The sequence below is a fragment of the Type-C symbiont of Plautia stali genome (genome assembly GCF_059730935.1).
In genome coordinates, this window is sequence record NZ_AP035923.1 from 879,333 (window position 1) to 904,045 (window position 24,713).

The 24,713-nt window shown below is 60.7% G+C and carries 14 protein-coding genes; 10 read left to right on the forward strand and 4 right to left on the reverse strand.

The window, feature by feature from the left end; translation table 11 throughout:
- Window positions 1-3: 3 nt before the first annotated feature.
- A complete protein-coding gene (locus AC6I7J_RS04005; RefSeq protein ID WP_498006889.1) occupies window positions 4-2,766 on the reverse strand; it encodes an autotransporter domain-containing protein in 2,763 nt (920 codons plus the stop codon).
- Between the two features lie 551 nt (window positions 2,767-3,317).
- Here AC6I7J_RS04005 and prfB point away from each other — a divergent pair.
- Window positions 3,318-4,416, forward strand: a protein-coding gene (prfB, locus tag AC6I7J_RS04010; protein ID WP_104093670.1) for a peptide chain release factor 2 whose coding sequence is annotated in 2 segments (ribosomal slippage) — window positions 3,318-3,392 and window positions 3,394-4,416 — 1,098 coding nt in all. Because the reading frame shifts where the segments join, the coding sequence is not laid out codon by codon here.
- Window positions 4,417-4,425: 9 nt separating this feature from the next.
- Window positions 4,426-5,946 (forward strand): lysine--tRNA ligase, encoded by a 1,521-nt coding sequence (lysS, locus tag AC6I7J_RS04015; RefSeq protein ID WP_021506681.1) that lies wholly within the window; start codon window positions 4,426-4,428, stop codon window positions 5,944-5,946.
- 203 nt (window positions 5,947-6,149) lie between these two features.
- On the opposite strand, the gene AC6I7J_RS04020 is transcribed toward lysS, so the two are convergent.
- Window positions 6,150-6,776 carry a hypothetical protein gene (locus AC6I7J_RS04020; protein ID WP_021506683.1) on the reverse strand — a complete coding sequence of 209 codons (627 nt, stop codon included), beginning with the start codon at window positions 6,774-6,776 and terminating at the stop codon, window positions 6,150-6,152.
- A gap of 391 nt (window positions 6,777-7,167) precedes the next feature.
- On the opposite strand from AC6I7J_RS04020, the gene AC6I7J_RS04025 reads away from it, so the two are divergent.
- Window positions 7,168-8,331, forward strand: coding sequence for an MFS transporter (locus tag AC6I7J_RS04025; RefSeq protein WP_021506684.1), 1,164 nt, complete (start codon window positions 7,168-7,170; stop codon window positions 8,329-8,331).
- Here AC6I7J_RS04025 and AC6I7J_RS04030 read toward each other — a convergent pair.
- On the reverse strand, window positions 8,328-9,248 hold the full coding sequence (locus tag AC6I7J_RS04030) for a LysR family transcriptional regulator (protein WP_021506685.1): 921 nt from the start codon (window positions 9,246-9,248) through the stop codon (window positions 8,328-8,330). The two genes, AC6I7J_RS04025 and AC6I7J_RS04030, sit on opposite strands and share 4 nt — an antisense overlap.
- 110 nt (window positions 9,249-9,358) lie before the next feature.
- Here AC6I7J_RS04030 and lysA point away from each other — a divergent pair, with 110 nt between their 5' ends.
- Both lysA and AC6I7J_RS04040 read left to right on the forward strand, forming a co-directional pair.
- Entirely contained in the window at window positions 9,359-10,612 is a 1,254-nt protein-coding gene (lysA, locus tag AC6I7J_RS04035) for a diaminopimelate decarboxylase (protein WP_125309798.1), read from the forward strand.
- A complete protein-coding gene (locus AC6I7J_RS04040) occupies window positions 10,612-11,064 on the forward strand; it encodes a GNAT family N-acetyltransferase (protein ID WP_021506687.1) in 453 nt (150 codons plus the stop codon). Before lysA ends, AC6I7J_RS04040 begins: the two co-directional genes overlap by 1 nt.
- A gap of 235 nt (window positions 11,065-11,299) precedes the next feature.
- Here the strand turns inward: AC6I7J_RS04040 and galR are convergent, their stop codons facing one another.
- Window positions 11,300-12,301, reverse strand: a complete 1,002-nt coding sequence (gene galR, locus AC6I7J_RS04045; protein WP_031279486.1) for an HTH-type transcriptional regulator GalR — start codon at window positions 12,299-12,301, stop codon at window positions 11,300-11,302.
- A gap of 196 nt (window positions 12,302-12,497) precedes the next feature.
- Here galR and AC6I7J_RS04050 point away from each other — a divergent pair, with 196 nt between their 5' ends.
- From AC6I7J_RS04050 to AC6I7J_RS04070, 5 genes are all read left to right on the forward strand, one after another.
- Window positions 12,498-14,771 (forward strand): molybdopterin-dependent oxidoreductase, encoded by a 2,274-nt coding sequence (locus AC6I7J_RS04050; protein ID WP_031279488.1) that lies wholly within the window; start codon window positions 12,498-12,500, stop codon window positions 14,769-14,771.
- Window positions 14,772-15,082: 311 nt separating this feature from the next.
- On the forward strand, window positions 15,083-16,813 hold the full coding sequence (locus AC6I7J_RS04055; protein WP_021506690.1) for a penicillin-binding transpeptidase domain-containing protein: 1,731 nt from the start codon (window positions 15,083-15,085) through the stop codon (window positions 16,811-16,813).
- 443 nt (window positions 16,814-17,256) lie between these two features.
- A complete protein-coding gene (locus AC6I7J_RS04060; protein ID WP_058780292.1) occupies window positions 17,257-18,462 on the forward strand; it encodes an MdtA/MuxA family multidrug efflux RND transporter periplasmic adaptor subunit in 1,206 nt (401 codons plus the stop codon).
- Complete coding sequence (locus tag AC6I7J_RS04065) at window positions 18,459-21,608, forward strand: multidrug efflux RND transporter permease subunit (RefSeq protein WP_394515915.1); 3,150 nt, start codon at window positions 18,459-18,461, stop codon at window positions 21,606-21,608. The genes AC6I7J_RS04060 and AC6I7J_RS04065 overlap by 4 nt, the downstream gene beginning before the upstream one ends.
- Entirely contained in the window at window positions 21,605-24,706 is a 3,102-nt protein-coding gene (locus AC6I7J_RS04070; protein WP_498006890.1) for an efflux RND transporter permease subunit, read from the forward strand. Before AC6I7J_RS04065 ends, AC6I7J_RS04070 begins: the two co-directional genes overlap by 4 nt.
- Window positions 24,707-24,713 lie beyond the last annotated feature (7 nt).

Below are 24,713 nucleotides of genomic sequence, written 5' to 3' on the forward strand. Positions count from 1 at the left end.
CCTTTAGAACGTGACGTCGACACCGCCGCGCAGCACCTTCTCATCGCCGCTATCGGCCACGTGGCGGTCGGCACGCAGAAACAGCCGCGCGCGTGCCGACTGCACCAGATCAACCCGCGCACCAAACCACTGCGAGCGGCGATCGAGCTGCATACCCGGGATGGTGAAGCTCTGCTGACCGCTGCCGAAGCCGCTCCAGCGCGCGCTGACGTCCATCGACGGATTGCTGAACGCGTACTGGTATTCGCCATACAGGCTCAGCATGCTCCACCAGCCCGCCGACCAGTCCTGGCGCGCGCTGAGATTCAGGCCACCGTAACCGACGCTGCGGCGATAGCTGTCGCCGTCGCCCTGCAGACCAAACGCGCTGCCGCTGTCGCTGAAGCTGCCGGTTTGCAGGCCGGTTTCACGCCAGCCGAGATAGGGCTCAATGCGATAATCCTCCTGCAGCGTCCAGCGATAGCCGCTCTGCAGCGCCGCCTGCCAGCTGTCAGTGCGGGCGGAAGAGGAAACCGGTGCAGCTTCATCCAGCAGCACCAGGCGCTGCAGTTTGTCGCGTCCATGCTGATAGCTGAGATTGCCCTGCCAGTACCAGGCTGGCGTCACCGCATAGCGCCCATACAGCATTACGCCCTGCAGGCTGTTCTGGCTGTTGCCGCCGGTGTCGTCATAGGTGGCATCAAGCTGAGTGTGCGTCCAGGCGATGCCGAGGCGCAGGCCGGGCAGGCCAAAATCGCTGTCGGCACCCAGCGCGGTCAGGGTGTTGCGATAGCGGTTGCCGAGATAGCCGTCCTGGTCGAGCGAACCGCGCAGCTGACCGCTCTCCAGCCAGAAGCCGAAGCGCCCCTGTTCGCTGGCATCATCGATGCGGTTGTTGAGCAGGCGCGTCTGATAATCAAGCGCGTTGAACAGCACCGCATTGCCGGAGGCATGCGCCTGGCCGGACAGGGAGTTGATCGCCGCCTGTGCGCTGCGGGTGTCCGCCAGCGTCTGGAAGGCGCCTGCGGCCGCCAGCGCTGACTGCTGCGCACTGCTCAGCGTCGCCTGACCCTGCCAGCGGTCCGCCAGCTCAAACGCCTGCTCCAGGTTGCGGCTGGTTTGCTGCGCGCTGGTGCTATCGATTCCCATCGCCTGTGCCGCTGCGGCAGTGTTCTTGCGCGTCAGCTGGCCGGTAACGCTGTGGGCGTCATAGCTGACGGAACCGTCGAGAAATACGCCGGTATTGACCTGGCTAAACTGACCGCTTACGCCGCCGCCGCTGGTCAGCAGCGTTTCCTGTTGTTTCACCACGTAGCTGGCGGAGGGCGGCGCGAGATTCAGCGTGCCGTCGAGCGCCGCGTTGCCGGTCACGCGCAGCGGATTGTTCAGCGTGACGTTGAGCGTACCGTTGGCGCTTTGCTGATAGTTGCCCGCCACCTGCAGGCCGCCGTTAACCGATCCCTGGTTGACCAGATTGCCGCCGATGCGTCCGCTGCCACCCAGTTTGCCGCTGCCGTTTACCAGCGCATTGCCGGCAATCGCACCGTCAATCAGCAGGCTATTGGCGGAGACCTGCGTCAGACCCTGATAGCTGTTGTTACCGGTCAGCTGCAGCGTACCGCCGCGTTCGCTGCCGTCCAGCACCAGCCCGCGATCGCCGCTGATGTCATTGCTGAACACATACTGGCCGCCGTCGAGGCGCGCACTGAAGTCCTCTGCCCAGAATTGTCCCGGCCCGTTTAAGGCTTTGGCGGCGTTAAGATCGCCCCAGCCGAACGTCTCATTGTATGGCCGCCCGTTCGCGCTGTCGGCGACGTTATCGTGCGCATCACTGCGGTAGGTGGCGGTGGTCAGCAGGGTTTGCTGCAGGTTATGGCCGCTCATCCACGGGAAACGCTGCAGCAGCTGCGAGGCCGCAGCCGTCACGCGCGGTGCGGCAAACGAGGTGCCGTAGCTGCGCGCCTGCACCCAGCTGCCGTCGGAGTTTTGATACAGGTAATCGGTATAGCCCGGCGCGGTCAGGCACCACGCGGCGGCCGCGCCGCAGGCGTCAAACGGTCCGGTGCCGGCTGCGCGGCCTGGCAGGTCATAACCGGTATGACTCAGGATACCGGTCACCGCCAGCAGATTACGCGCCAGCTGCGGGTCGTTATACATCAGCGGTGTCAGCACGTCCGGTGCCGGCGTGGCGCCGCTGTTGTTGCCGGTGATCATCACCGCCAGCCCATCTGCCGCAGCCACCGCGTTGAGCCCCTGATACAGCGACTGATAGCGCTGGCGCGCATCGGTTAACGCCTGCTGGCTGGTGAGGCGCTCCTGCGAACCGTAGGACATATTGAAGATGCGTACACCCTGTGCCACTAATCCCTGCACGGCGCGCGCAGTATTGTCGTAGCTGAAAATATTATTTTGTGACGCCTGCGCCACATACAGCGCGCTGTCAGGCGACAGCCCCAGCAGCGTCATCGCCACCAGCGTGCCGTGGCCGTTGATTCCCATGTTGTCGTTCAGCGTGGTGTTGCTGCCGACATAGCTGGAGAAATTCACGTTGGCGTAATTAATTTCGCTGCGGCCCGGGGCCAGACCAGAGTCAATGATGCCCACTTTACTGCTGGCAGCGATGGCCGGCACTGTGGGTTCAATAACGGGCGTGACCGGGGTCAGGGTGCCGCCGCCGCCGCTACCACCGCCGCCGCCGCCGCCGCCACCACAGGCGCTCAGCAGAAACGGGATGATCAGCGCCAGCAGGCGCGGTGAGGATCGAAAAGTAACAACAGGATAATGCATGGCAACTCCTCATGCCTCTCAGGGCATGTTGTCGCCCGTTCACGTTAACGGGCCTGAATGCAGTCTTTCCCTGTCACGAATACTCCTGAGCAACGTGGCTGACAGACAGAACGCAATAGATGAAGCACGAACCCCTGAGATTCCGCCAGGGTGCAGAAAGGATAAGGTGCGCACTGGCCGGTTGATGGCCAGGACAGCGCAGCATTGCGCAGGCTAATCGCGCTATATCACGCTTCGAACCAGACATTTCTGATGGTGGAGTTTTAATGATTTTGTTTGAGAAATCATGGGTTTTAATGACGCCAGCTGGCGTTTATTGCCGTGATTATGTAGGAAAATTCTGAAGGCGCACCGCGCCGATGGCGAGTGACAGCGGGATTTCTGGCAACCGCCATACCTGCCGGTTTCCAGAACTGGCGCAATTATTTTCTGCCGGTTCATACGCGGTATAGCCATTGATGTGCAAAGCTACAAACCAGGCGCGCTTTCGGGTAAACTAGCGCGTTACTTTTATCTCCTCTCACCGAATCGTCAAAAAAGACTGAAAAGCCATGTTTGAAATTAATCCGGTCAAAAATCGTATCCAGGACCTCAGTGAGCGCAGCAGCGTTCTTAGGGGGTATCTTTGACTACGATGCCAAGAAAGAACGCCTCGAAGAAGTAAACGCCGAGCTGGAACAGCCGGACGTCTGGAACGAACCTGAACGCGCGCAGGCGCTGGGCAAAGAGCGCGCCTCGCTGGAAGCGGTAGTTGAAACGCTCGACCAGATGCAGCAGGGGCTGGAAGATGTGCAGGGTCTGCTGGAGCTGGCGGTTGAAGCCGACGACGAAGAGACCTTCAACGAAGCCGTGGTCGAGCTGGACGCGCTGGACGTGAAGCTGGGTGAACTGGAGTTCCGCCGCATGTTCTCCGGCGAATACGACAGCGCCGACTGCTACATGGATATTCAGGCCGGCTCCGGCGGCACCGAAGCGCAGGACTGGGCCAGCATGCTGCTGCGTATGTATCTGCGCTGGGCGGAAGCCAAAGGCTTCAAAACCGAGATCATCGAAGAGTCCGAAGGCGAAGTGGCCGGTACCAAATCAGCCACCATCAAAATCATCGGTGATTACGCTTACGGCTGGCTGCGTACCGAAACCGGCGTTCATCGTCTGGTGCGTAAGAGCCCGTTCGACTCCGGCGGTCGTCGTCACACCTCATTCAGTTCGGTATTTATTTACCCGGAAGTGGATGACAACATCGACATCGAAATCAACCCGGCCGACCTGCGTATCGACGTCTATCGCGCCTCGGGTGCCGGTGGTCAGCACGTTAACAAAACCGAGTCCGCGGTGCGTATTACTCACCTGCCGACCAACATTGTGGTGCAGTGCCAGAACGACCGCTCGCAGCATAAGAACAAAGATCAGGCCTTCAAACAGCTGCGTGCCAAGCTGTATGAATACGAAATGCAGAAGAAGAATGCCGACAAGCAGGCGGCGGAAGAGAACAAGTCGGACATCGGCTGGGGCAGCCAGATCCGTTCATACGTTCTTGACGATTCGCGCATCAAGGATCTGCGTACCAGCGTAGAGACGCGTAACACCCAGGCCGTACTGGATGGCGATCTTGACCGTTTTATTGAAGCAAGTTTAAAAGCAGGGCTATAAGGAACCGACATGTCTGAACAACAACCGCAGAGCGCTGATGCCGCCCTTGAGTTAAACAACGAACTGAAAGCGCGTCGCGAAAAACTCAGCGCGCTGCGTGAAAAGGGCGTGGCGTTTCCTAACGATTTCCGCCGTGACACCACCTCCGATCGTCTGCATGCCGACTATGACAGCAAAGAGAACGACGAGCTGGAAGCGCTCGGCGTTGAGGTGAGCGTAGCCGGTCGTATGATGACCCGCCGCATCATGGGTAAGGCGTCGTTCGCCACCCTGCAGGATGTGGGCGGTCAGATTCAGATCTACGTTTCCCGTGACGATCTGCCGGAAGGCGTCTACAACGAGCAGTTCAAAAAGTGGGATCTCGGCGATATCCTCGGCGCGCGCGGTAAGCTGTTCAAAACCAAAACCGGCGAGCTGTCGATCCATATCTCTGAGCTGCGCCTGCTGACCAAAGCGCTGCGTCCGCTGCCGGACAAATTCCACGGCCTCGCCGATCAGGAAACCCGTTACCGTCAGCGTTACCTTGACCTGATCTCCAACGACGATTCGCGCAAGACCTTCAAAATTCGCTCACAAATCATGGCCGGCATTCGTCAGTTCATGGTTAACCGCGACTTTATGGAAGTAGAAACGCCGATGATGCAGGTGATTCCTGGCGGCGCATCCGCGCGTCCGTTCATCACTCATCACAACGCGCTCGACATCGACATGTACCTGCGTATTGCGCCGGAGCTGTATCTGAAGCGTCTGGTGGTTGGCGGTTTCGATCGCGTGTTTGAGATCAACCGTAACTTCCGTAACGAAGGGATTTCGCCGCGCCACAATCCAGAGTTCACCATGATGGAACTCTATATGGCGTATGCGGATTACAAAGATCTGATCGAACTGACCGAGAGTCTGTTCCGTACCCTGGCGCAGGACGTGCTGGGCACGACGGAAGTGCCTTACGGTGAGCACACCTTCGATTTCGGCAAGCCGTTTGAGAAGCTCACCATGCGTGAAGCGATCAAGAAATACCGTCCTGAGACGGACCTCGCCGATCTGGATGACTTTGATAAAGCAGTGGCGATTGCCAACGCGCTGCACATTAAAGTGGAGAAGAGTTGGGGTCTGGGCCGCGTGGTGACCGAGATCTTCGAAGAGACCGCCGAAGCGCACCTGATTCAGCCAACCTTCATCACCGAGTATCCGGCAGAGGTGTCACCGCTGGCGCGTCGTAATGACGAGAACCCGGAAATCACCGACCGCTTTGAGTTCTTCATCGGCGGCCGTGAAATCGGTAACGGCTTCTCCGAGCTGAACGATGCGGAAGATCAGGCCGAGCGTTTCCTGCAGCAGGTTAACGCGAAGGACGCCGGTGATGACGAAGCGATGTTCTACGACGAAGACTACGTCACCGCGCTGGAGCACGGTCTGCCACCGACTGCGGGTCTGGGCATTGGTATTGACCGTCTGGTCATGCTGTTCACCAACAGCCACACCATTCGTGACGTGATCCTGTTCCCGGCTCTGCGCCCGACCGGTAAGTAATCAGGTTGCCCTCACCCTCACTCCCATGGGGAGAGGGGACTTGCCTGTTCCCCGGTGGGAGAGGGCCGCTGTGGTTATCTCCCTCTCCCTGTGGCAGAGGGCCGCTGTGGTTTTCTCCCTCCCCCTGTGGCAGAGGACCGCTGTGGTATTCTCCCTCTCCCCGTGGGAGAGGGCCGGGGTGAGGGCATCAGCGCGCACCCAACCTAAGACTTCACCACCCCATCCAGCCACGCCTGGAACCGCGCATAAGGCACATACAGCGCCACATCTTTAAACAGCGTTTTGCCGCTCTTATTATCATCAATCCGACTGCTATAGCCGACAATCACCCCGGCCAGCGTGTCGTCGCTGGCGTTATACACCGCGCCGCCGGACATGCCTTTCACCACGCCGGCATTGGCCGCCACCACTACGCAGCTGGCCTTATTCCAGTCATTGCTCAGCGTCGTATTGATCAGATTTTTGCCGCTTGATGCCACCGGCAGCGCGGAGATAAAGCTATACCCATACAGATTAACGTTGTCGCCGATATGGCTGTTGCGGAACTGCGGGGGCAGATTGGCTTCTTTATTCGCATGATAAACCACGGCGATATCGCACTCCGGATGCCAGGCCTTCACCCGATACAGCGAATATTTGGCCACGTGTGCCGCCGTCAGGCTATATTCGCGCGTCAGGGGGATAGTGGTGCCCAGCGCACCCATGCCGAGCACGGTGGGGATGCCGGTAACGGTCATATCGACGCGCCTGGCCGCTTCTGAGCTGTATTCATAGTGCCCGACCGAACAGCCGCTTAAGCCGCCGATCGCCAGCGCGATGATCCATCGCATAACTCTGTCCCCCTGTTGTGTTGACGCCGCATTACCGGGCAATCCATTGGGGTATCGGCAATGTGCGACCATCCTTTACTGCCTGATTTAACGCCAGAAAGCGCCGTCGCTGTGACAGCGATCACAACCTGTTATCAAGCGTAGTCTGTTATCGCCGTCCTGTCTCAGTGATGCATAAGCGACACTTTTTAGCGCCGGCATTATTGCCGCGCAGGCAAAATAGCCTTGCTGCCGCCCGGGTGGTTGATAGCCGGAGGCTGTGCTTTAATAGCAGACTGTGACGCAGTTCAAAAATAAACATCCCCGCACTGTCGGAGGGATACGCGTCTGTCTTAACCGTACGGCGTTCGTCGTGCGGCCCGCCTGCAAAATTATTTTGGGAGAGTGTGTTATGCCTGTTGCATTACTGGCGCTGGCGCTGAGTGCGTTCGCCATCGGCACCACGGAGTTCGTCATCATGGGGTTACTGCCGGAAGTGGCGGGTGACCTGCAGGTGTCGATTCCTTCTGCGGGCTGGCTGATCAGCGGCTATGCGCTGGGCGTGGCTATCGGCGCGCCAATCATGGCGCTGCTGACCGCGAAACTGCCGCGTAAACGTACCCTGATTCTGCTGATGATCATCTTCATCATCGGCAACGTACTCTGTGCGCTGGCTTATACCTATAACCTGCTGATGCTGGCGCGCGTCATTACCGCGTTGTGTCACGGTGCGTTCTTCGGCATCGGTTCAGTGGTGGCGGCCAGCCTGGTGGCACCGAGCCGTCAGGCGTCGGCGGTGGCGCTAATGTTTACCGGTCTGACGCTGGCCAACGTACTGGGCGTGCCGCTCGGCACCTGGTTTGGTCAGCTGTTTGGCTGGCGCGCCACCTTCTGGGGCGTGGCGATTATTGGCATCCTCGCGTTCATCGCGCTGATCGTCAGCCTGCCGACTAACAAAGATGAAAAACCGGTGCACCTGGCAAGCGAAATCAGCGCGCTGGCCAACGGCAAACTGTGGCTGTCACTGCTGATGACGGTGTGTTTTGCCGCCGCGATGTTTGCGCTGTTCAGCTACATTGCGCCGCTGCTGCTGCAGGTGACCGGCATCAGCGATCGCGGTGTCAGCTGGACGCTGTTCCTGATTGGCGCTGGCCTGACGGTGGGTAACATTGTTGGCGGAAAACTGGCGGACTGGAAAGTGTCGTTCAGCCTGATCCTCAGCTTTTCGCTGATCGCCGTGTTCTCGCTGCTGTTCAGCTGGACCAGCCATGCACTGTGGCTGGCAGAGATAACCCTGTTCCTGTGGGCGATGGCGACCTTCGCCACCGTGCCGGGCCTGCAAATCAACGTGGTGCGCCACGGCAAAGACGCGCCGAACCTGGTGTCGACGCTCAACATCTCGGCCTTCAACGTCGGTAACGCACTTGGTGCGTGGGTGGGCGGCGCAGTGATCGACAAAGGCTATGGCCTGACGGCGGTGCCGGTCGCGGCAGCAGCGCTGGCGGCAGCGGGCTTAGTGGTTTGTCTGCTGACCTTCCGCAAATCGGGCGGTCAGCGCGAGACGGTGCGCGCTTAAGCCAGCCGCTGGGCGATGCGCTGCGGAAAGGTGGCCACCTGCTGCTGCAGGTGGTCGCAGAAGTGATCGACCAGCGCCGATGCCGGCCGATGCTGTGGCCGCACCAGGCTCACCGTGAACGGCACGGCAATACTGAAGCGGCGCATCACCACGCCGCTGTCGGCGTAATCCAGCGCCGTCAGCGGATTAACAATCGAAATACCCACCCCGGCGCGCACCATCGCGCACACCGACGCGGCGCTGTGCGTCTCCAGCACCAGCCGCCGCTCCACCTGCTGCTCATGGAACAGCGCATCCAGCAACTGACGATAGCTATCGCTGCGCGACAGGCTGACATAGTTTTCACCGTGAAAATCCTGCGGCGTCAGCACCGCCCGCTGACACAGCGGATGCTGCGGCGGCAGCACGCACACTTCATCACAGGTCAGCAGTGCCAGGCGTTCAGTCCCGGCGGGTGCATGCTGGGTTTCGGTCAGACCGAGATCGTAGCGCTGCGCCGACAGCCACTCCTCCAGCAGCGGCGACTCCTGCGGAATAATATTCAGGCTCACCTGCGGATAGCGCTGTAAAAACGGCTGCAGCAGCGGCGGTAACAGCGACTGGGAAAAAACCGGCAGGCAGGCGATGGACAGCTCGCCCTGGCGGAAATTGCGCAGCCCTTCGGCGGCATCCATGATGCGATCCAGACCGTACCACGAGCGCTGCACCTCTTCGTACAGCCGCAGCCCCTGCACGGTGGGCTGCAGGCGGCCGCGCACCCGCTCAAACAGCTGTAAGCCCAGCTGCTGCTCCAGCCGCGCCAGTTCGCGGCTCACGGTTGGCTGCGAGGTGTGCAGCAGCGTGGCGGCCTGGGTCAGATTGCCGCTGGTCATCACCGCGTGAAAGATTTCGATATGCCGCCAGTTAATTTTTGCCATCCTTGCCTCCGTGTCATCCATATCATATTTGCATAGCTGATGCTTAAACAGATATTTTTCTGCATCACTGTGCTGTGGCTAAATGACAGCAACGACTCAGGAGAATGCTCATGCCACGTCCACTTAACGATTCCCAGACGGCGCTTAACGCCACAAATCTGCTGCCGCTGGCGCAGCGCTACAGCGGCCCGTTCTGGGCTTACGATGCCGAAATCATTCAGCAGCGTATTGCGCAGCTCAGCGCGTTTGACGTGGTGCGCTTTGCGCAAAAGGCCTGCTCAAATATTCATATTCTGCGGCTGATGCGCGCTGCCGGCGTCAAGGTCGATTCGGTCTCGCTCGGCGAGATCGAACGTGCGCTGGCTGCCGGTTTTCAGCCGGGCGGCGAGGATATTGTGTTCACCGCCGATGTGCTGGACTCGCCGACGCTGGCGCGCATCGCCGAGCTGAAGGTGCCGGTAAATGCCGGATCCGTGGATATGCTGCATCAGCTTGGCGCGGTTTCGCCGGGTCACAGCGTCTGGCTGCGCATTAATCCGGGCTTTGGCCACGGTCACAGCCAGAAAACCAATACCGGCGGCGAAAACAGTAAGCACGGCATCTGGCACAGCGATCTGCCGCTGGCGCTGGCGGCGATTCAGCAGCATGGCCTGCAGCTGATAGGTTTACATATGCACATCGGTTCCGGCGTCGATTACGGCCATCTGCAGCAGGTGTGCGACGCGATGGTCGACCAGGTAGTGGCCTTTGGCCAGGACCTGCAGGCCATTTCGGCGGGCGGTGGGCTGTCGATTCCTTACCGCTTTGGTGAGGAGGCGATTGATACGCAGCACTATTACGGGCTGTGGAACGGCGCGCGCGAGCGTATCGCGGCGCACCTCGGCCATGCGGTGAAGCTGGAGATCGAGCCGGGCCGTTTCCTGGTGGCGGAGTCGGGCGTGCTGGTGTCGCAGGTGCGGGCGGTGAAGCAGATGGGCAGCCGTCACTTTGTGCTGGTGGATGCCGGTTTCAGCGATCTGATGCGTCCGTCGATGTACGGCAGCTATCACCATATTTCGCTGCTGCCTGCCGATGGCAGCGCGCCGGGTGAGGCGCATGTGGAGAGCGTGGTGGCCGGGCCACTGTGTGAGTCGGGAGATGTGTTTACCCAGCTGGAAGGGGGCAAAGTGGAAACCCGCGCGCTGCCAGCGGCACAGGTCGGCGATTATCTGGTGTTCCATGATACCGGCGCTTACGGCGCATCAATGTCCTCCAACTACAACAGCCGTCCGCTGATCCCGGAAGTGCTGTTTGAGCAGGGCGTGCCGCGTGAGATTCGCCGTGCGCAGACCATTCAGGAACTGCTGGCGCTGGAGCTGAACTGATGCGCATCGTGCCGCTCAGCAGTGTGCCGCATCACGCCAGCCAGATCACCGACTGGCTATGGCAGGCGTTTGGTGACGGCACCTCGCGCGCGTTTTACGACAGCATTGTACGCAGTAGCCTGAACGGTGCCGCATTTCCGGTGACCTTTGTCGCGCTGGACGAGGATGACGTGCCGCACGGCACGGTAGGGTTCTGGCGCTGCGATTTGATTAGCCGTCAGGATCTCTATCCGTGGGTTGCCGCGCTGTATGTGGATGAAGCGGCGCGCGGGCAGGGACTGAGCGCCGCCCTGCAGCAGCACGTGCTGGACTATGCCCGCCAGCGCGGCTATGCAACGGTGTGGCTGTGGTCAACGTTTGGCGGCTACTACGAGCGATTCGGCTGGCAGTATCAGTGTGATGCGCTGGAGTTTCCTGAGGTGCAGGTGAAGGTGTATTCGCAGGATTTATAGGAGGTTGGGTGCGCGCTGGCCCTCACCCCAACCCTCTCCCGCAAGCGGGCGAGGGGGCTGACCGTGCTCTCTGGAACGTCCCCTTTCCGCAAGGGCTGACCGCGCGCGCTGGCCCTCACCCCAACCCTCTCCCGCAAGCGGGAGAGGGGGCTGACCGCGCTCTCCTTGCCGCGCGCTCTGGAACGTTCCCTCTCCCTCAGGGAGAGGGTTAGGGTGAGGGAAAGCCCGCACTCGTTTAACCTGGTCCACCCACCGAATGCCGCCTGACCAGCGTCGGGCTAAACATATTGGTCACCTCCGGCAGCGCGGTGCCGTTGGCCAGCGCCAGCGCCAGCTGCGCGGCCTGCTGCGCCATGGTCACAATCGGATAGCGCACCGTGGTCAGGCGCGGACGCACGTAGCGCGACACCAGCACATCATCAAAGCCAATCAGCGACATCTCTTCGGGCACGCGAATGCCGTTATCGCTCAGCACCGCCAGCGCACCGGCGGCCATCGAATCGTTGTAGCACGCCACCGCGCTCACCTGCTTGCCGCGTCCGAGCAGTTCCGTCATTGCCTGCTCGCCACCGACCTCATCCGGTTCTCCCCACGCCACCAGCCGGTCGTTGCACGGCAGACCGTGCTCCTTCAGCGCATCGTAGTAGCCCTGCAGCCGATCTTCGGCGTCAGAAATGGTGTGCGTCGAGCAGATAAAGGCGATCTGCGTATGACCCTGCTGAATCAGGTGGCGCGTAGCCAGCCAGGCGCCGTAGCGGTCATCCAGCGCAATGCAGCGTGACTCAAACCCCTGCAGCAGCCGGTTCAGCAGCACCATGCCTGGCACCTGCTTCATCAGCAGCTCTAAATCGTCATCGGGAATTTTCTTGGCGTGCACCACCAGCGCAGCACAGCGATGGCGCATCAGCTGTTCAATCGCCTGACGCTCTTTCTGCTCATTATGGTAACCGTTACCAATCAGCAGAAAGTTGCCGGTTTGCCCGGCGACTTCATCGACCGCTTTCACCATCGCGCCAAAAAACGGGTCTGACACATCGCCTACCACCAGCCCGAGCGTTTCGGTGGATTGCTGCGCCAGCGCGCGGGCATTGGCGTTCGGGTGATACTGCAGCTGTTCCATGGCCTGGGTAACGGCGAGGCGCGAACTCTCGCTGGCTTTGGGCGAATTATTGATGACGCGGGACACGGTCGCGACCGACACCCCCGCCATGCGGGCAACATCCTTAATAGTAGCCATGCAATGGTCGACATCCGGGAAAACGTTTACACATGCTCTCAGTGTTACGGAAAAGCCCGGCAGCCGCAACCCGCCAGAATGTCAGCGCTGTCGCAAAAGTGCGGAAAATCAGACGCTCACGGTGAGGCTTTAGCCCGGTAACGGCACCGTGCTATGCTGCCAGCCTGAATCACACCTGCCTGCCGGACCCATAACCATGAAAACTCGTGTGCCGCACCTTGCGCACTGGGGCGCGTTTACCGCCGTCACCGAAAATCAGCGCCTGATTGCCTGCGAACCTTTCTTCGCCGATGCCGATCCTTCCCCGATGATCCACACTATCCCTGAACTGGTGTACTCGGATAAACGCATCCGTCAGCCGATGGTGCGCCGTTCGTGGCTGAAGTCGCGTGAAAACAGCGATCGCACGCTGCGCGGCCGGGAAGATTTTGTCGCCGTGGACTGGGACACCGCGCTCGATCTGGTGGCGGAAGAGAACCGCCGGGTGCGCGACCGCTACGGCGCTTCCGGCATTTTCAACGGTTCGTACGGCTGGTCATCAGCCGGTCGCGTTAACCATGCGCGCACCCTGATTCGTCGCTTCTATTTCCAGGGCGGCGGTGGCGTTGATCAGCAGGGTAACTACAGCTGGGGTGCGGCACAGTTCTTTCTGCCGTACGTGATTGGCACTTATATGCCGCTCACCGGCCGCGTCACCGACTGGCCGCAGGTGGTGGAGCACGCAGAAATTTTCGTCGCCTTTGGCGGCCTGGCGCTGAAAAATGCGCAGGTGGCCTCCGGCGGCGCCGGCGAGCACAGCCTGAAACCGGCGCTGCAGCAGCTGAGCGCCAAAGGCACGCCGATCATTAACATCAGCCCGATGCGCGATGACTGCCCGGCATTCGTTAACGCCGAGTGGATTCCGATTCGCCCGAACACTGACGTGGCGCTGATGCTGGCGCTCGGCTATGAAATTACCCGCCGCAACGCGATCGATGAGGCTTTCCTCGCCAGCCACTGCACCGGCTGGCCGCAGCTGCGTGCCTATCTGCTGGGCGAAAGCGACGGCGTGGCAAAAACGCCCGCGTGGGCCAGTGCGATAACCGGCATCCCGGCGGCGCGTATCGCGCTGCTGGCGCAGCAGCTGGCGGGCAAACGCAGCTTCATCACCTGTGCTTATGCGGTGCAGCGCGCCCATCGCGGCGAGCAGCCGTACTGGATGATGATTGCGCTCTCGTCGATGCTGGGCCAGCCGGGACTGCCGGGCGGCGGCTTCTCTTTTGGCCATGGCTCGATGAACAGCGTCGGCAATCCGCGCCAGGAAGGCCCGGCGCCGCTGATGAGCACCGGCCCGAATCCGGCGAACCTGTCGATCCCGGTGGCGCGCATCAGCGACATGCTGCTCAATCCCGGCCAGCCGTATGCGTTTCAGGGCGAGACGCTGCACTATCCCGACATTCACCTGGTGCACTGGGCAGGCGGCAATCCGTTCCACCATCACCAGCAGCTCAACCGACTGGTCGAGGGCTGGCAGCGTCCGGATACGGTCATCGTGCAGGATATCGTCTGGACGCCCGCGGCGCAGATGGCGGACATCGTGCTGCCGGCCACCACCACGCTGGAGCGCAACGACATTGGCGGCTCCTCGCGTGACCGCTTCGTGCTGGCGATGCACCAGGCAATTAAACCGCAGCATCAGGCGCGTAACGACTTTGATATTTTTGCCGATCTGGCCGATCGCCTTGGCTACCGCGATCGCTTTACCGAAGGACGCAACGAGATGCAGTGGATTGAGCATCTTTACCAGCAGTGCGCGCAGGCGCATGCGCAGCTGGACATCGCGTTCCCGGAGTTCGAGGCATTCTGGCAGCGCGGTTTTGTTGAGATTCCGCAGGGCGGCAAGCCGTACGTGTTTATGGATGATTTCCGCGCTGATCCGCAGGCGCATCCGATTCACACCGCCAGCGGCAAAATTGAGCTGTTTTGCCAGACCATCGCCGATTACCAGCTGGCGGATTTCGCCGGGCATCCGGAGTGGCGCGCGCCGCAGGAGTGGCTTGGCGCAGCGCTCAGCGCGCAGTTCCCGCTGCACATGATTTCGGTGCAGCCTGCGGATCGCCTGCACAGTCAGCTGGATGCCACCGCCACGGTGCAGGCCGGCAAAACTGCCGGTCACGAAACGCTGTATATGCACGTTGACGACGCCGCCGCGCGCGGTATCAGTGACGGCGATGAGATTGAAGTGAGCAACGCGCGTGGCCGTATGCTGGCTGGCGTACGCCTGACGGACGGCCTGACGCCCGGCGTGGTGATCATCGCCACCGGCGCCTGGTTCGATCCCGGTTTTGGCAAAGCGTGGCAGCCGTGGGACCGCGCCGGCAACCCTAACGTGCTGACGCTCGACATCGGGACCTCGTCGTTAACTCAGGGCCCGAACGCCATGAGCTGCCTGGTGGAAATCAAAAAACACGCCAGTTGCACAATCGGCTAACAATCTCACCGCTGGTTACATTTTGCCGGTAACTGTTGCGTTTGAGTGATAGTTTCTGCGCTGAGCAACTTGCTACAGTCAGGGTCCCAGAGGTATTGATGGGTGAACATCAACAGTTTTCTTGATTACACCGACCTGCGCAGATGCGCAGGTTTTTTTTGCCTGCGATCTGCCGGTGTGAAGCGTCCCGTTGCGGTGACCTCAATCGGGCATAAACGAACTGATACATTGTTTTCCTGTCAACTCGCTTTACCTTTCTTTATAACTGCAGCTAACCCCTTTGGATTCATCTTTTATCGCAGCGGATCGCCATGCCCCCGATTAAAAAATTTCTGGGAAAAGACCAGATTAAAGCCCCGTTTAACCCGTTTCGTTTTCGTCTGATTTGTCTGGGCGTATTAGGCTGCATGGGCCTGCTGCTGGCGCGCGTCGGCGATCTGCAGCTGATCAATCATCCGATGCTGGAGCACGAGGCCGACCAGCGCTCGCTGCGTACCGTGACGCTGCCGACCAACCGCGGCACGCTGCTCGACCGCGACGGCCAGGCGCTGGCGCTCAGCGTGCCATCGCGCGATATCATCGCCGATCCGCTGCGCGTGCTGGAGGCCAATCCCGATTTCACCAGCGCCAAATGGAGCTATCTGGCGGCGGCGCTGAATCTGCGACCGGACGAGCTGCGCGCGCAGATCACCGCCAATCCGAAAAAGCGCTTCCTCTATCTCGGGCGCAAAATCGAGCTGGGCATTGCCAAAGATATTGCAGAACTGCATCTGAAAGGCATCAGTTCGGTGTATGACGACAGCCGTTTTTATCCGATGAGTGAGGCCGCGGCGCCGCTGATTGGCATCGTCGGGGCGGACAATAACGGGCTTAACGGGCTGGAGAAGGGCTTTGACCGGGTACTGCAGGGCGAGCCGGGTAAAGAGGTGTATCGCCAGGATGGGGACGGCAACATTATTGCGATGATCGATTACGAGCCGCCGAAGCAGCCGCCGACGGTGCAGCTCAGCATCGATAAGTTTGACCAGTTTACGCTGTACAGCAAGCTGCGCGACGGCGTGCTGCTCAACAAGGCCGATTCGGGCGCGGCGGTGCTGGTGAAGATCGACACCGGCGAGATCCTCGCTATGGCGTCTTATCCTTCGTTCAACCCCAACAATTATGACAACGCCACGCCGGCGCAAATGCGCAATACCGCCATCAACGACAGCTACGAGCCCGGTTCGACGGTGAAACCGCTGGTGGTGATGGAAGGGCTGCAGCGTCATCTGGTTCGCCCCGATTCGGTGATCGACACCACGCCCTACAGCGTCAACGGCCACCTGATCCGTGATGTTGGCCACTGGCCACGCCTGACCATGACCGGCATTTTGCAGAAATCCAGCGACATCGGCGTGTCGCACATCGCGCTGGCAATGCCGGCGGAAGCGCTGGTGAACACCTACCAGGCGTTTGGTCTCGGCAAGCCGACCGGGCTGGGGCTGACCGGTGAGAGCGTGGGTTACTTCCCGCTGCATCGCCAGCGCTGGGCGGACATCGAGCGCGCCACCTTCTCGTTCGGTTACGGTCTGCGCGTAACGCCGCTGCAGATTGCGCGTGAGTACGCCACGCTCGGTTCGTATGGCGTCTATCGCCCGCTGTCGATCACCAAAGTGACGCCACCGGTGCTGGGCAGGCAGGTGGCGGATCCGCAGATCGTGCAAACCGTGGTGCACATGCTGGAGAGTGACGTGCTGCCGGGCGGTACCGGGGTGAAAGCAGCGGTTCCGGGCTACCGGCTGGCGACCAAAACCGGCACCGCGGAGAAGATGGGCAGCAGCGGCAAATATGACGGCGGCTATGTCAACTACACCGCCGGCATCGCGCCGGCCAGCCATCCGGAAGTGGCGCTGGTGGTGATGATTAACCATCCTACCGCTGGCGATCACTTTGGCGGATCGGTGGCCGCGCCGGTATTTGGCAACATCATGGGGCCGGTGCTGAAACACATGAACGTGGCACCAGACGCGATTTACAGTAAACCGGCATCAGATAAATCTTAACGAAATCAGGATGTAAACGCACAGTCGAGCTTTTCACACCTCGTTGCATTTCGCCGAACTCCGTTGCGATTTGCGGCTGTTATCCGTGCCGCCATTGCGCGACGATAAAGGTCCCAGAGGTATTGATTGGTGTGAAGATCGGCTGCTGTGGCAGCGATACCCTTATGGTATTCACCCTGTTCGGTTGCACCGACCCACGCGGATGCGTGGGTTTTTTTTGCCTGTAAGTTGTCCTCCTCTCCCGTTTATAGCGCCTGCGCGCGCCATCACCGACCGCTGCCGGGCGCGGTTTAAATCCTGCATCTCTTAACGAAACGCTTACGGTTTGCGTATAGAAAACGTTCTGGCGATCCGCCGATAATGCGCGTCGTGATGATTTTCGCTGAAATAATCCCCTGCTTACCGGGGTTTTTACCCACACTTTTGCTGATCTGAAGACGCTGATGACTATCCATGCTCCCCGTTCTGGTTTCTCCCGCTGGCTGAAATGGCTGCTTGTGTTGCTGGTGCTGCTGATCGCGGCAGGCGTGATCTGGCGTGTGGCAGGCGGCAAGCGGGGCGCAGCACCCGGCGACCTGCCGCCAGGCGGTCATCGCGGCGCGGCGCAGATGAGCGGCCCGGCAACGCTGGTGCACAGCGGCGTTGCCGCGACGGCCGACGTGCCGGTGTACCTGAATGCGCTCGGCACGGTGATCCCCAACGCCAGCGTCACCGTCACCAGCCGCGTGGCCGGGCAGCTGCAGCAGGTGTTCTTTACTGAAGGGCAGAAAGTCAGCGCCGGTCAGCTGCTGGCGCAGATCGATCCGCGCAGTTATCAGGCGACGCTGGCGCAGTATCAGGGCGATCTCAGCCAGAACCAGGCGCTGCTGCACAGTGCGCAACTGACGCTGGCACGCTACAAAAAGCTGGCAGCGCAGGACTCGCTGTCGCGCCAGGATCTGGATAGCCAGATTGCTACCGTCGGCCAGTATCAGGGCGCGGTGGCGGCGGATCAGGCGCAAATCGCCAGCGCAAAACTGGATATTGAGTATGCCCGCATCACCTCGCCGATCAGCGGTCGCGTGGGCCTGCGGCTGGTCGATCCCGGCAATATGGTGCAGACCAGCGACACCACCGGCATTGTGGTGGTGACGCAAATGCAGCCTGCCGCCGTGACGTTCAGCGTGCCGCAGAGCTACATCGCGCAGCTGACGCGCGCACTGCGCAACGGCCAGAGCCTGCCCGCGACGGCCTTCGATCAGGACAACAGCAGCGTACTGGCGCAGGGTGAGGTGAAGTACATCAGCAATCAGATCGATACCAGCACCGGCACCATCGAACTGAAAGCCAGCTTTCCTAACCAGGACGAAGCGCTGTTTGCCAACCAGTTCGTTAATCTGCGTCTGCAAACCGGCACGCTGAAAAACGCGACGGTGATTCCGGCGCAGGCGCTCCAGCTGAGCAGCGACGGGAGCTTTGTGTTTATTATCAACAAAGATAATAGCGTGACGCGAAAAGCGGTCACCACCGGACCGGCACTGGGGGAAGATCGTCAGGCGATCCTGCAGGGCGTGGCGCCAGGCGATCGTCTGGTGACCGAGGGGATCGATCGTCTGACTAACGGCAGCAAAGTCCAGCTGGCTGACGACAGCAAAAGTACCCAGCCATGAATCCGTCTCGTCTGTTTATCCTGCGCCCGGTGGCGACGATTCTGCTGATGATCGGCGTGCTGATCGCCGGCCTGTTCGCTTATCGCTTTCTCTCCACCTCGGCGCTGCCGCAGGTGGATTATCCGACCATTCAGGTTACTACCCTTTATCCTGGCGCCAGCCCGGACGTGATGGCCTCATCCGTAACCTCGCCGCTGGAGCGTCAGCTCGGTCAGATGGCCGGTCTTAGCCAGATGACGTCTGCCAGCTCGGGCGGATCATCGATTATCACCCTAAAGTTCAGCCTCGATCTGTCGCTTGACGTCGCTGAACAGGAAGTTCAGGCGGCAATCAACGCAGCGAATAATCTGCTACCGGACGATCTGCCCAATCCGCCGACGTATAAAAAGGTCAATCCGGCCGACAGTGCGGTGATCACGCTGGCCGCCAGTTCCGACACGCTGCCGCTGACTGAGGTGCAGGATCTGGTGAACACGCGCGTGGCGCTGAAGCTGTCGCAAATCAACGGTGTGGGGATGGTGACCCTGGCGGGCGGTAATCAGCCGGCGATTCGCGTGCAGATGGATCCAAAAGCGCTGGCGGCGCACAAGCTGTCGCTGGAAGACGTCAATACGCTGATCGCCAACAGCAACGTCAACGGTTCGAAAGGCGGCTTCGACGGCAAATATCACTCGGTGACCATCGACGCCAACGACCAGCTGCGCACCGCGGCCGAATACGGCAATCTGATTCTCACCTGGCAGAACGGTGCGGCGCTGCGGCTGAAAGATATCGCCCATATCGAACAGGGGCCGGAGAATCGCTTTCAGTCGGCGTGGGCCAATAACCGTCCGGCGATTGTCATCAGCGTGCAGCGCCAGCCCGGCGCCAACGTCATTCAGGTGGTGGATAGCATTAAAAAGCAGCTGCCCGTACTGCAGGCGGCGCTGCCGGATGGCGTGAAAATGCGTGTGCTCGCCGATCGCACGCAGACCATCCGCGCCTCGATCAGCGACGTACAGTTTGAACTGATGCTGTCGATCGCACTGGTGGTGATGGTGACCTTCCTGTTTCTGCGCAACGTGGCGGCGACGCTGATTCCCAGCGTGGCAGTACCGCTGTCGCTGATTGGCACCTTTGGCGTGATGTATCTCGCCGATTTCAGCCTCAACAACCTGTCGCTGATGGCGCTGACCATCGCCACCGGGTTTGTCATTGATGACGCGATTGTGGTGGTGGAGAACATTTCGCGCCGGCTGGAGCAGGGGGAAACGCCGATGCAGGCCGCGTTAAAAGGCTCGCAGCAGATTGGCTTCACCATTATTTCCCTGACGTTTTCCCTGATTGCGGTCCTGATTCCGCTGCTGTTTATGGGGGATGTGGTCGGACGGCTGTTCCGCGAATTCGCCATCACCCTGGCCGTGTCGATTCTGGTGTCGATGGTGGTGTCGCTGACGCTGACGCCGATGCTGTGTGCCTGGCTGTTAAGGCATATTCCTGAGGCGCAGCAGTCACGCTTTGCGCGCAAAGGCGGCGAGCTGTTTGACAAACTGGTCCGCGGCTATGACCGCCTGCTCAGCGTGGTGCTCAACCATCAGAAGCTGACGCTGCTGGTGGCGCTGGCAACCTTTGCACTCACCGCGCTGCTGTATCTGGCCATCCCGAAAGGGTTCTTTCCCACGCAGGATACCGGGCTGATTCAGGGGGTGACCGTGGCGTCGCAGGATGTCTCCTTCACGGCGATGGCGCAGCGTCAGCAGGCGCTGGCAACGGTGATCCTGCAAAATCCGGCGGTCGAGAGTGTGTCCTCAACCATTGGTATCGACGGCAATAACACCAGCCTCAATAGCGGACGCCTGCAGATCAACCTGAAAGCGTTTGACCAGCGCGACGTCAAAGCCGATGAGGTGATTGCGCAGCTACAGCAGGCGGCGCGCCAGGTCGCCGGCATTCAGCTTTATCTGCAGCCAGCACAGGACCTGACGGTCAACGATCAGGTGACGCCGAGCCAGTACCAGTTCACCCTTGATGATGCCGACAGCGAAAACCTGGTGCGCTGGACGCCGCAGCTGATAGCTGCGCTGCAGCAGCGCCCGGAGTTTAATGGCGTGGTCAGCAACCTGCAGGATCAGGGGCGCGTGGCCTATGTGGAGCTGAATCGCGATAAAGCGGCGCGCTACGGCATCACGGCAGCTGACGTCGATACCGCGCTGTACAACAGCTTTGGTCAGCGGCTGGTTTCCACCATTTTTACCCAGGCGAACCAGTATCGCGTGGTGCTGGAAGTGGCGCCGCAGTATCAGCAGTCGCCGGCGTCATTTGATGACGTTTATCTGCCGGTGAGCAGCAGTGCATCAACCAGCAGTGACAGCGACAGTGAGACCACCACCACCGGCATGGTGAAACTCACCGCCATCGCCAGCGTGCATGCGCGGACCGGGGCGCTGATGCACATGCGCCTGAATCAGTTCCCGGCGGTGATGGTGTCGTTCAATCTTAACCCCGGTTATTCGCTGGAGGAGGGGCAGCGGGCGATTGCGCAGGTCACGCAGCAGCTTAAACTACCCGCCAGCATAACGCTGCGTTATCAGGGTGAAACCGCGGCGTTTCAGAGTGCCACCGGCAATACGCTGTGGCTGATTCTGGCGGCGCTGATCACCATGTACGTGGTGCTGGGCATTCTGTATGAGAGCTTTATCCATCCGGTGACCATTCTCTCCACGCTGCCGTCGGCGGCGGTCGGGGCGCTGCTGACGCTGATGCTGGCGGGCAGCGAATTCAGCCTGATCGCGCTAATTGGCGTCATTCTGCTGATTGGCATCGTTAAAAAGAACGCCATTATGATGATCGACTTCGCGCTGGAGGCGCAGCATAAGCAGCATATGACGCCGCGCGAAGCGATTCACCAAGCCTGCCTGCTGCGCTTCCGGCCGATTCTGATGACCACCATGGCGGCGCTGCTTGGGGCGCTGCCGCTGATGCTGGCCTCCGGCTCCGGTGCTGAACTGCGTCAGCCGCTCGGGCTGGTGATTGTCGGTGGCCTGCTGGTGAGCCAGGTGCTGACGCTGTTCTCCACCCCGGTAATCTATCTGTGGTTTGATGGGCTGGCGCAGCGCGGTAAGCGCTACGTGCAGCGCCGGCAGCAGCAGGCGCGGGGCGAGCCATGAACATCACCCGGCTGTTTATCTTTCGCCCGGTTGCCACGCTGCTGCTGACGCTGGCGATCCTGCTGCTCGGGGCGCTGGGCTACCGGCTGCTGCCCGTCGCGCCGCTGCCGCAGGTGGATTTTCCTACCATCATGGTCAGCGCCAGCCTGGCCGGCGCCAGCCCGGAAACCATGGCGGCCACGGTGGCGACGCCGCTGGAGCGTTCGCTCGGCCAGATTGCCGGTGTGACGGAGATGACATCGACCAGCTCGCAGGGCTCGACCAGCGTGATACTGCAGTTTGAACTTGACCGCGATATCAATGGTGCGGCGCGCGACGTGCAGGCGGCGATCAATGCGGCACGCAGCCTGTTACCGAGTGCTATGGAGTCGCTGCCGACCTATCGCAAAGCGAATCCCTCGGACGCGCCGATTGTGATGCTGGCGCTTACCTCCGCCACGCGCACGCCGGGTGAACTGTATGACCTCGCCGAAAGCAAAATTGAACAGGCGATGGGCCAGGTCAGGGGCGTGGGCGAGGTGTCGCTGATGGGCAGCGCGCTGCCGGCGGTCCGCATCGATCTGCAGCCGCAACAGCTGACGCACTATGGCATTGCGCTGGATACGGTGCGCAGCGCCGTCGCCAGCAGCACCACCAATCTGCCGAAAGGCATGCTGCAGGGCAGCAGCCAGTCCTGGATGGTGGACGGCAACGGCCAGCTGGACAAAGCAGCACAGTACCGCGACCTGATAGTCAGCTACCAGGCGGGTAAGGCGGTACGACTGCATGACGTCGCCACGGTGTATGACTCGGTGGAGGATCAGTATCAGGCCGGCTTTCTCAATTCACAGCCGTCGGTGATGATCGCCATCAAGCGTCAGGCCGGCGCTAACATGCTCGACACCATTGATGCCATCAAAGCGCAGCTGCCACAGCTGGAGAAAGATCTGCCTGCCGATACCCAGCTCAAAGTGGTGGTAGACCGTTCGCCAACGGTGCGCGCCTCCCTGTATGACACCGAAGAGACGCTGCTGGTGGCAATGCTGCTGGTGATTGCCGTGGTATTTGTCTTCCTGCGTAATTTGCAGGCGGTGGTGATTCCGGCGCTGGCGCTGCCGGTGTCGTTAATCGGCACCTGCGCGGTGATGTATCTGCTCGGCTACAGTCTCGATAACCTGTCGCTGATGGCGCTGATCATCGCCACGGGCTTTGTCGTTGATGACGCCATCGTGGTGCTGGAAAATATCACCCGGCATATCGAAGCCGGTCTGAGTCCGCTGCGTGCCGCCCTGCGCGGTGCCCATGAGGTGAGCTTTACGGTGCTGTCGATGACGGTGTCGCTGGTGGCGGTGTTTATCCCGATTCTGCTGATGGGCAGCATTGTTGGCCGCCTGTTCCGCGAATTTGCGGTGACGCTGACGGTCTCGCTGCTGATCTCCATGTTTGTCTCGCTCAGCCTGACCCCGATGCTGTGCGCCCGGCTGCTGCGGCCGAAGCCGCAGGTCACCCGGCGGCCGCATCCGCTCTATCAGCTAATCGAAAATGCGCTCAACGCGCTGCTGGCCGCCTACGCGCGTGGCCTGGCGTGGGTGATGGCGCACCAGAAGATCACCCTGCTGAGTTTGCTGCTCACCGTGCTGCTCAATCTGTTTCTGTTTAGCGTGGTGCAAAAGGGCTTTTTCCCCAATCAGGACACCGGCCTTCTGATGGGCGCCCTGCGCGCTGACCAGAACATCTCCTTCCAGGCGATGAAGCCAAAGATGCTGGCGTTCACCAAAATCATTGAGGCCGATCCGGCGGTAGACAGCGTGATGTCGTCAATGGGCAGCGGCATGTTTGGCTCGCGCAATAGCGCCAACTTTTTTGTCCGGCTGAAAGATTTTGACCAGCGCAGCGCCAGTGCCACCGAAGTGGCTAACCGGCTGAGCCTGAAAACCCGCCATATTGCCGGGGCGCAGCTATTCCTGATGGCCGCGCAGGATCTGCACATCGGCGGGCGCAGCGCCAACGCCACTTATCAGTACAGCCTGCAGGCTGACGATCTCGACCTGCTGCGCCGCTGGACGCCGAAAGTCCAGGCGGCGCTGGCCGCGATACCGCAACTCAACAGCGTGGATTCCGATGCGCAAACCGGCGGACAGGAGGTGGTGATCAACATCGATCGCGACCGCGCCACGCGGCTGGGCGTCAACGTGCAGATGCTGGACACGCTGCTGAACAATGCCTTTAGCCAGCGACAGATTGCCACGCTCTATCACACGCTCAATCAGTACCATGTGGTGATGGCCCTGCAGGACAGCGACACGCGCGATCCGGCCATGCTGCAACAACTGTATGTGATTAACGACAGCGGCGATCGCGTGCCGCTGGCGGCCTTTGCCCGCTTCAGCGGCGGCAACGCGCCGCTGTCGGTTGCGCATCAGGGCCAGTCAGCGACCAGCACCATCGCCTTCAACCTCAACGACGGCGTGTCGCTGGAGCAGGCGCAGACGCTGATTAAGCAAGCGATGGCACAGCTGGGGTTGCCCTCCAGCATTCAGGCGGGCTTTGCCGGCACCGCCGCAGCGTTCTCTCAGCTCACCGCCACCATGCCGTGGCTGATTATTGCGGCGCTGGCGGCGGTGTATATCGTCCTGGGCGTACTGTATGAGAGTTACATTCACCCGCTGACCATTCTCTCCACGCTGCCGTCGGCAGGCGTCGGGGCGCTGCTGCTGTTGCTGCTGACCAATACGCAGCTGACGGTGATTGCGCTGATCGGCATCATTTTGCTGATCGGTATCGTCAAGAAAAACGCCATCATGATGATCGATTTTGCCCTGCACGCCGAGCGCAGCCAGGGGCTGTCGCCGCAGCAGGCGATTACGCAGGCGTGCCTGATGCGCTTTCGGCCGATCATGATGACCACGCTGGCCGCCTTCTTCGGCGCTCTGCCGCTGGCGCTGGGCAGCGGTGGCGACGCTGATTTACGCAGTCCGCTGGGGATTGCGATTGCCGGCGGTCTGGCCCTGAGCCAGCTGCTGACCCTGTTTACCACGCCAGTGGTCTATCTCTGGCTGGATCGTCTCAGCCGCGCCACCCAGCGTCAGTGGCGGCGCGTGCGTCATGTGGAATCCTGATTGATGA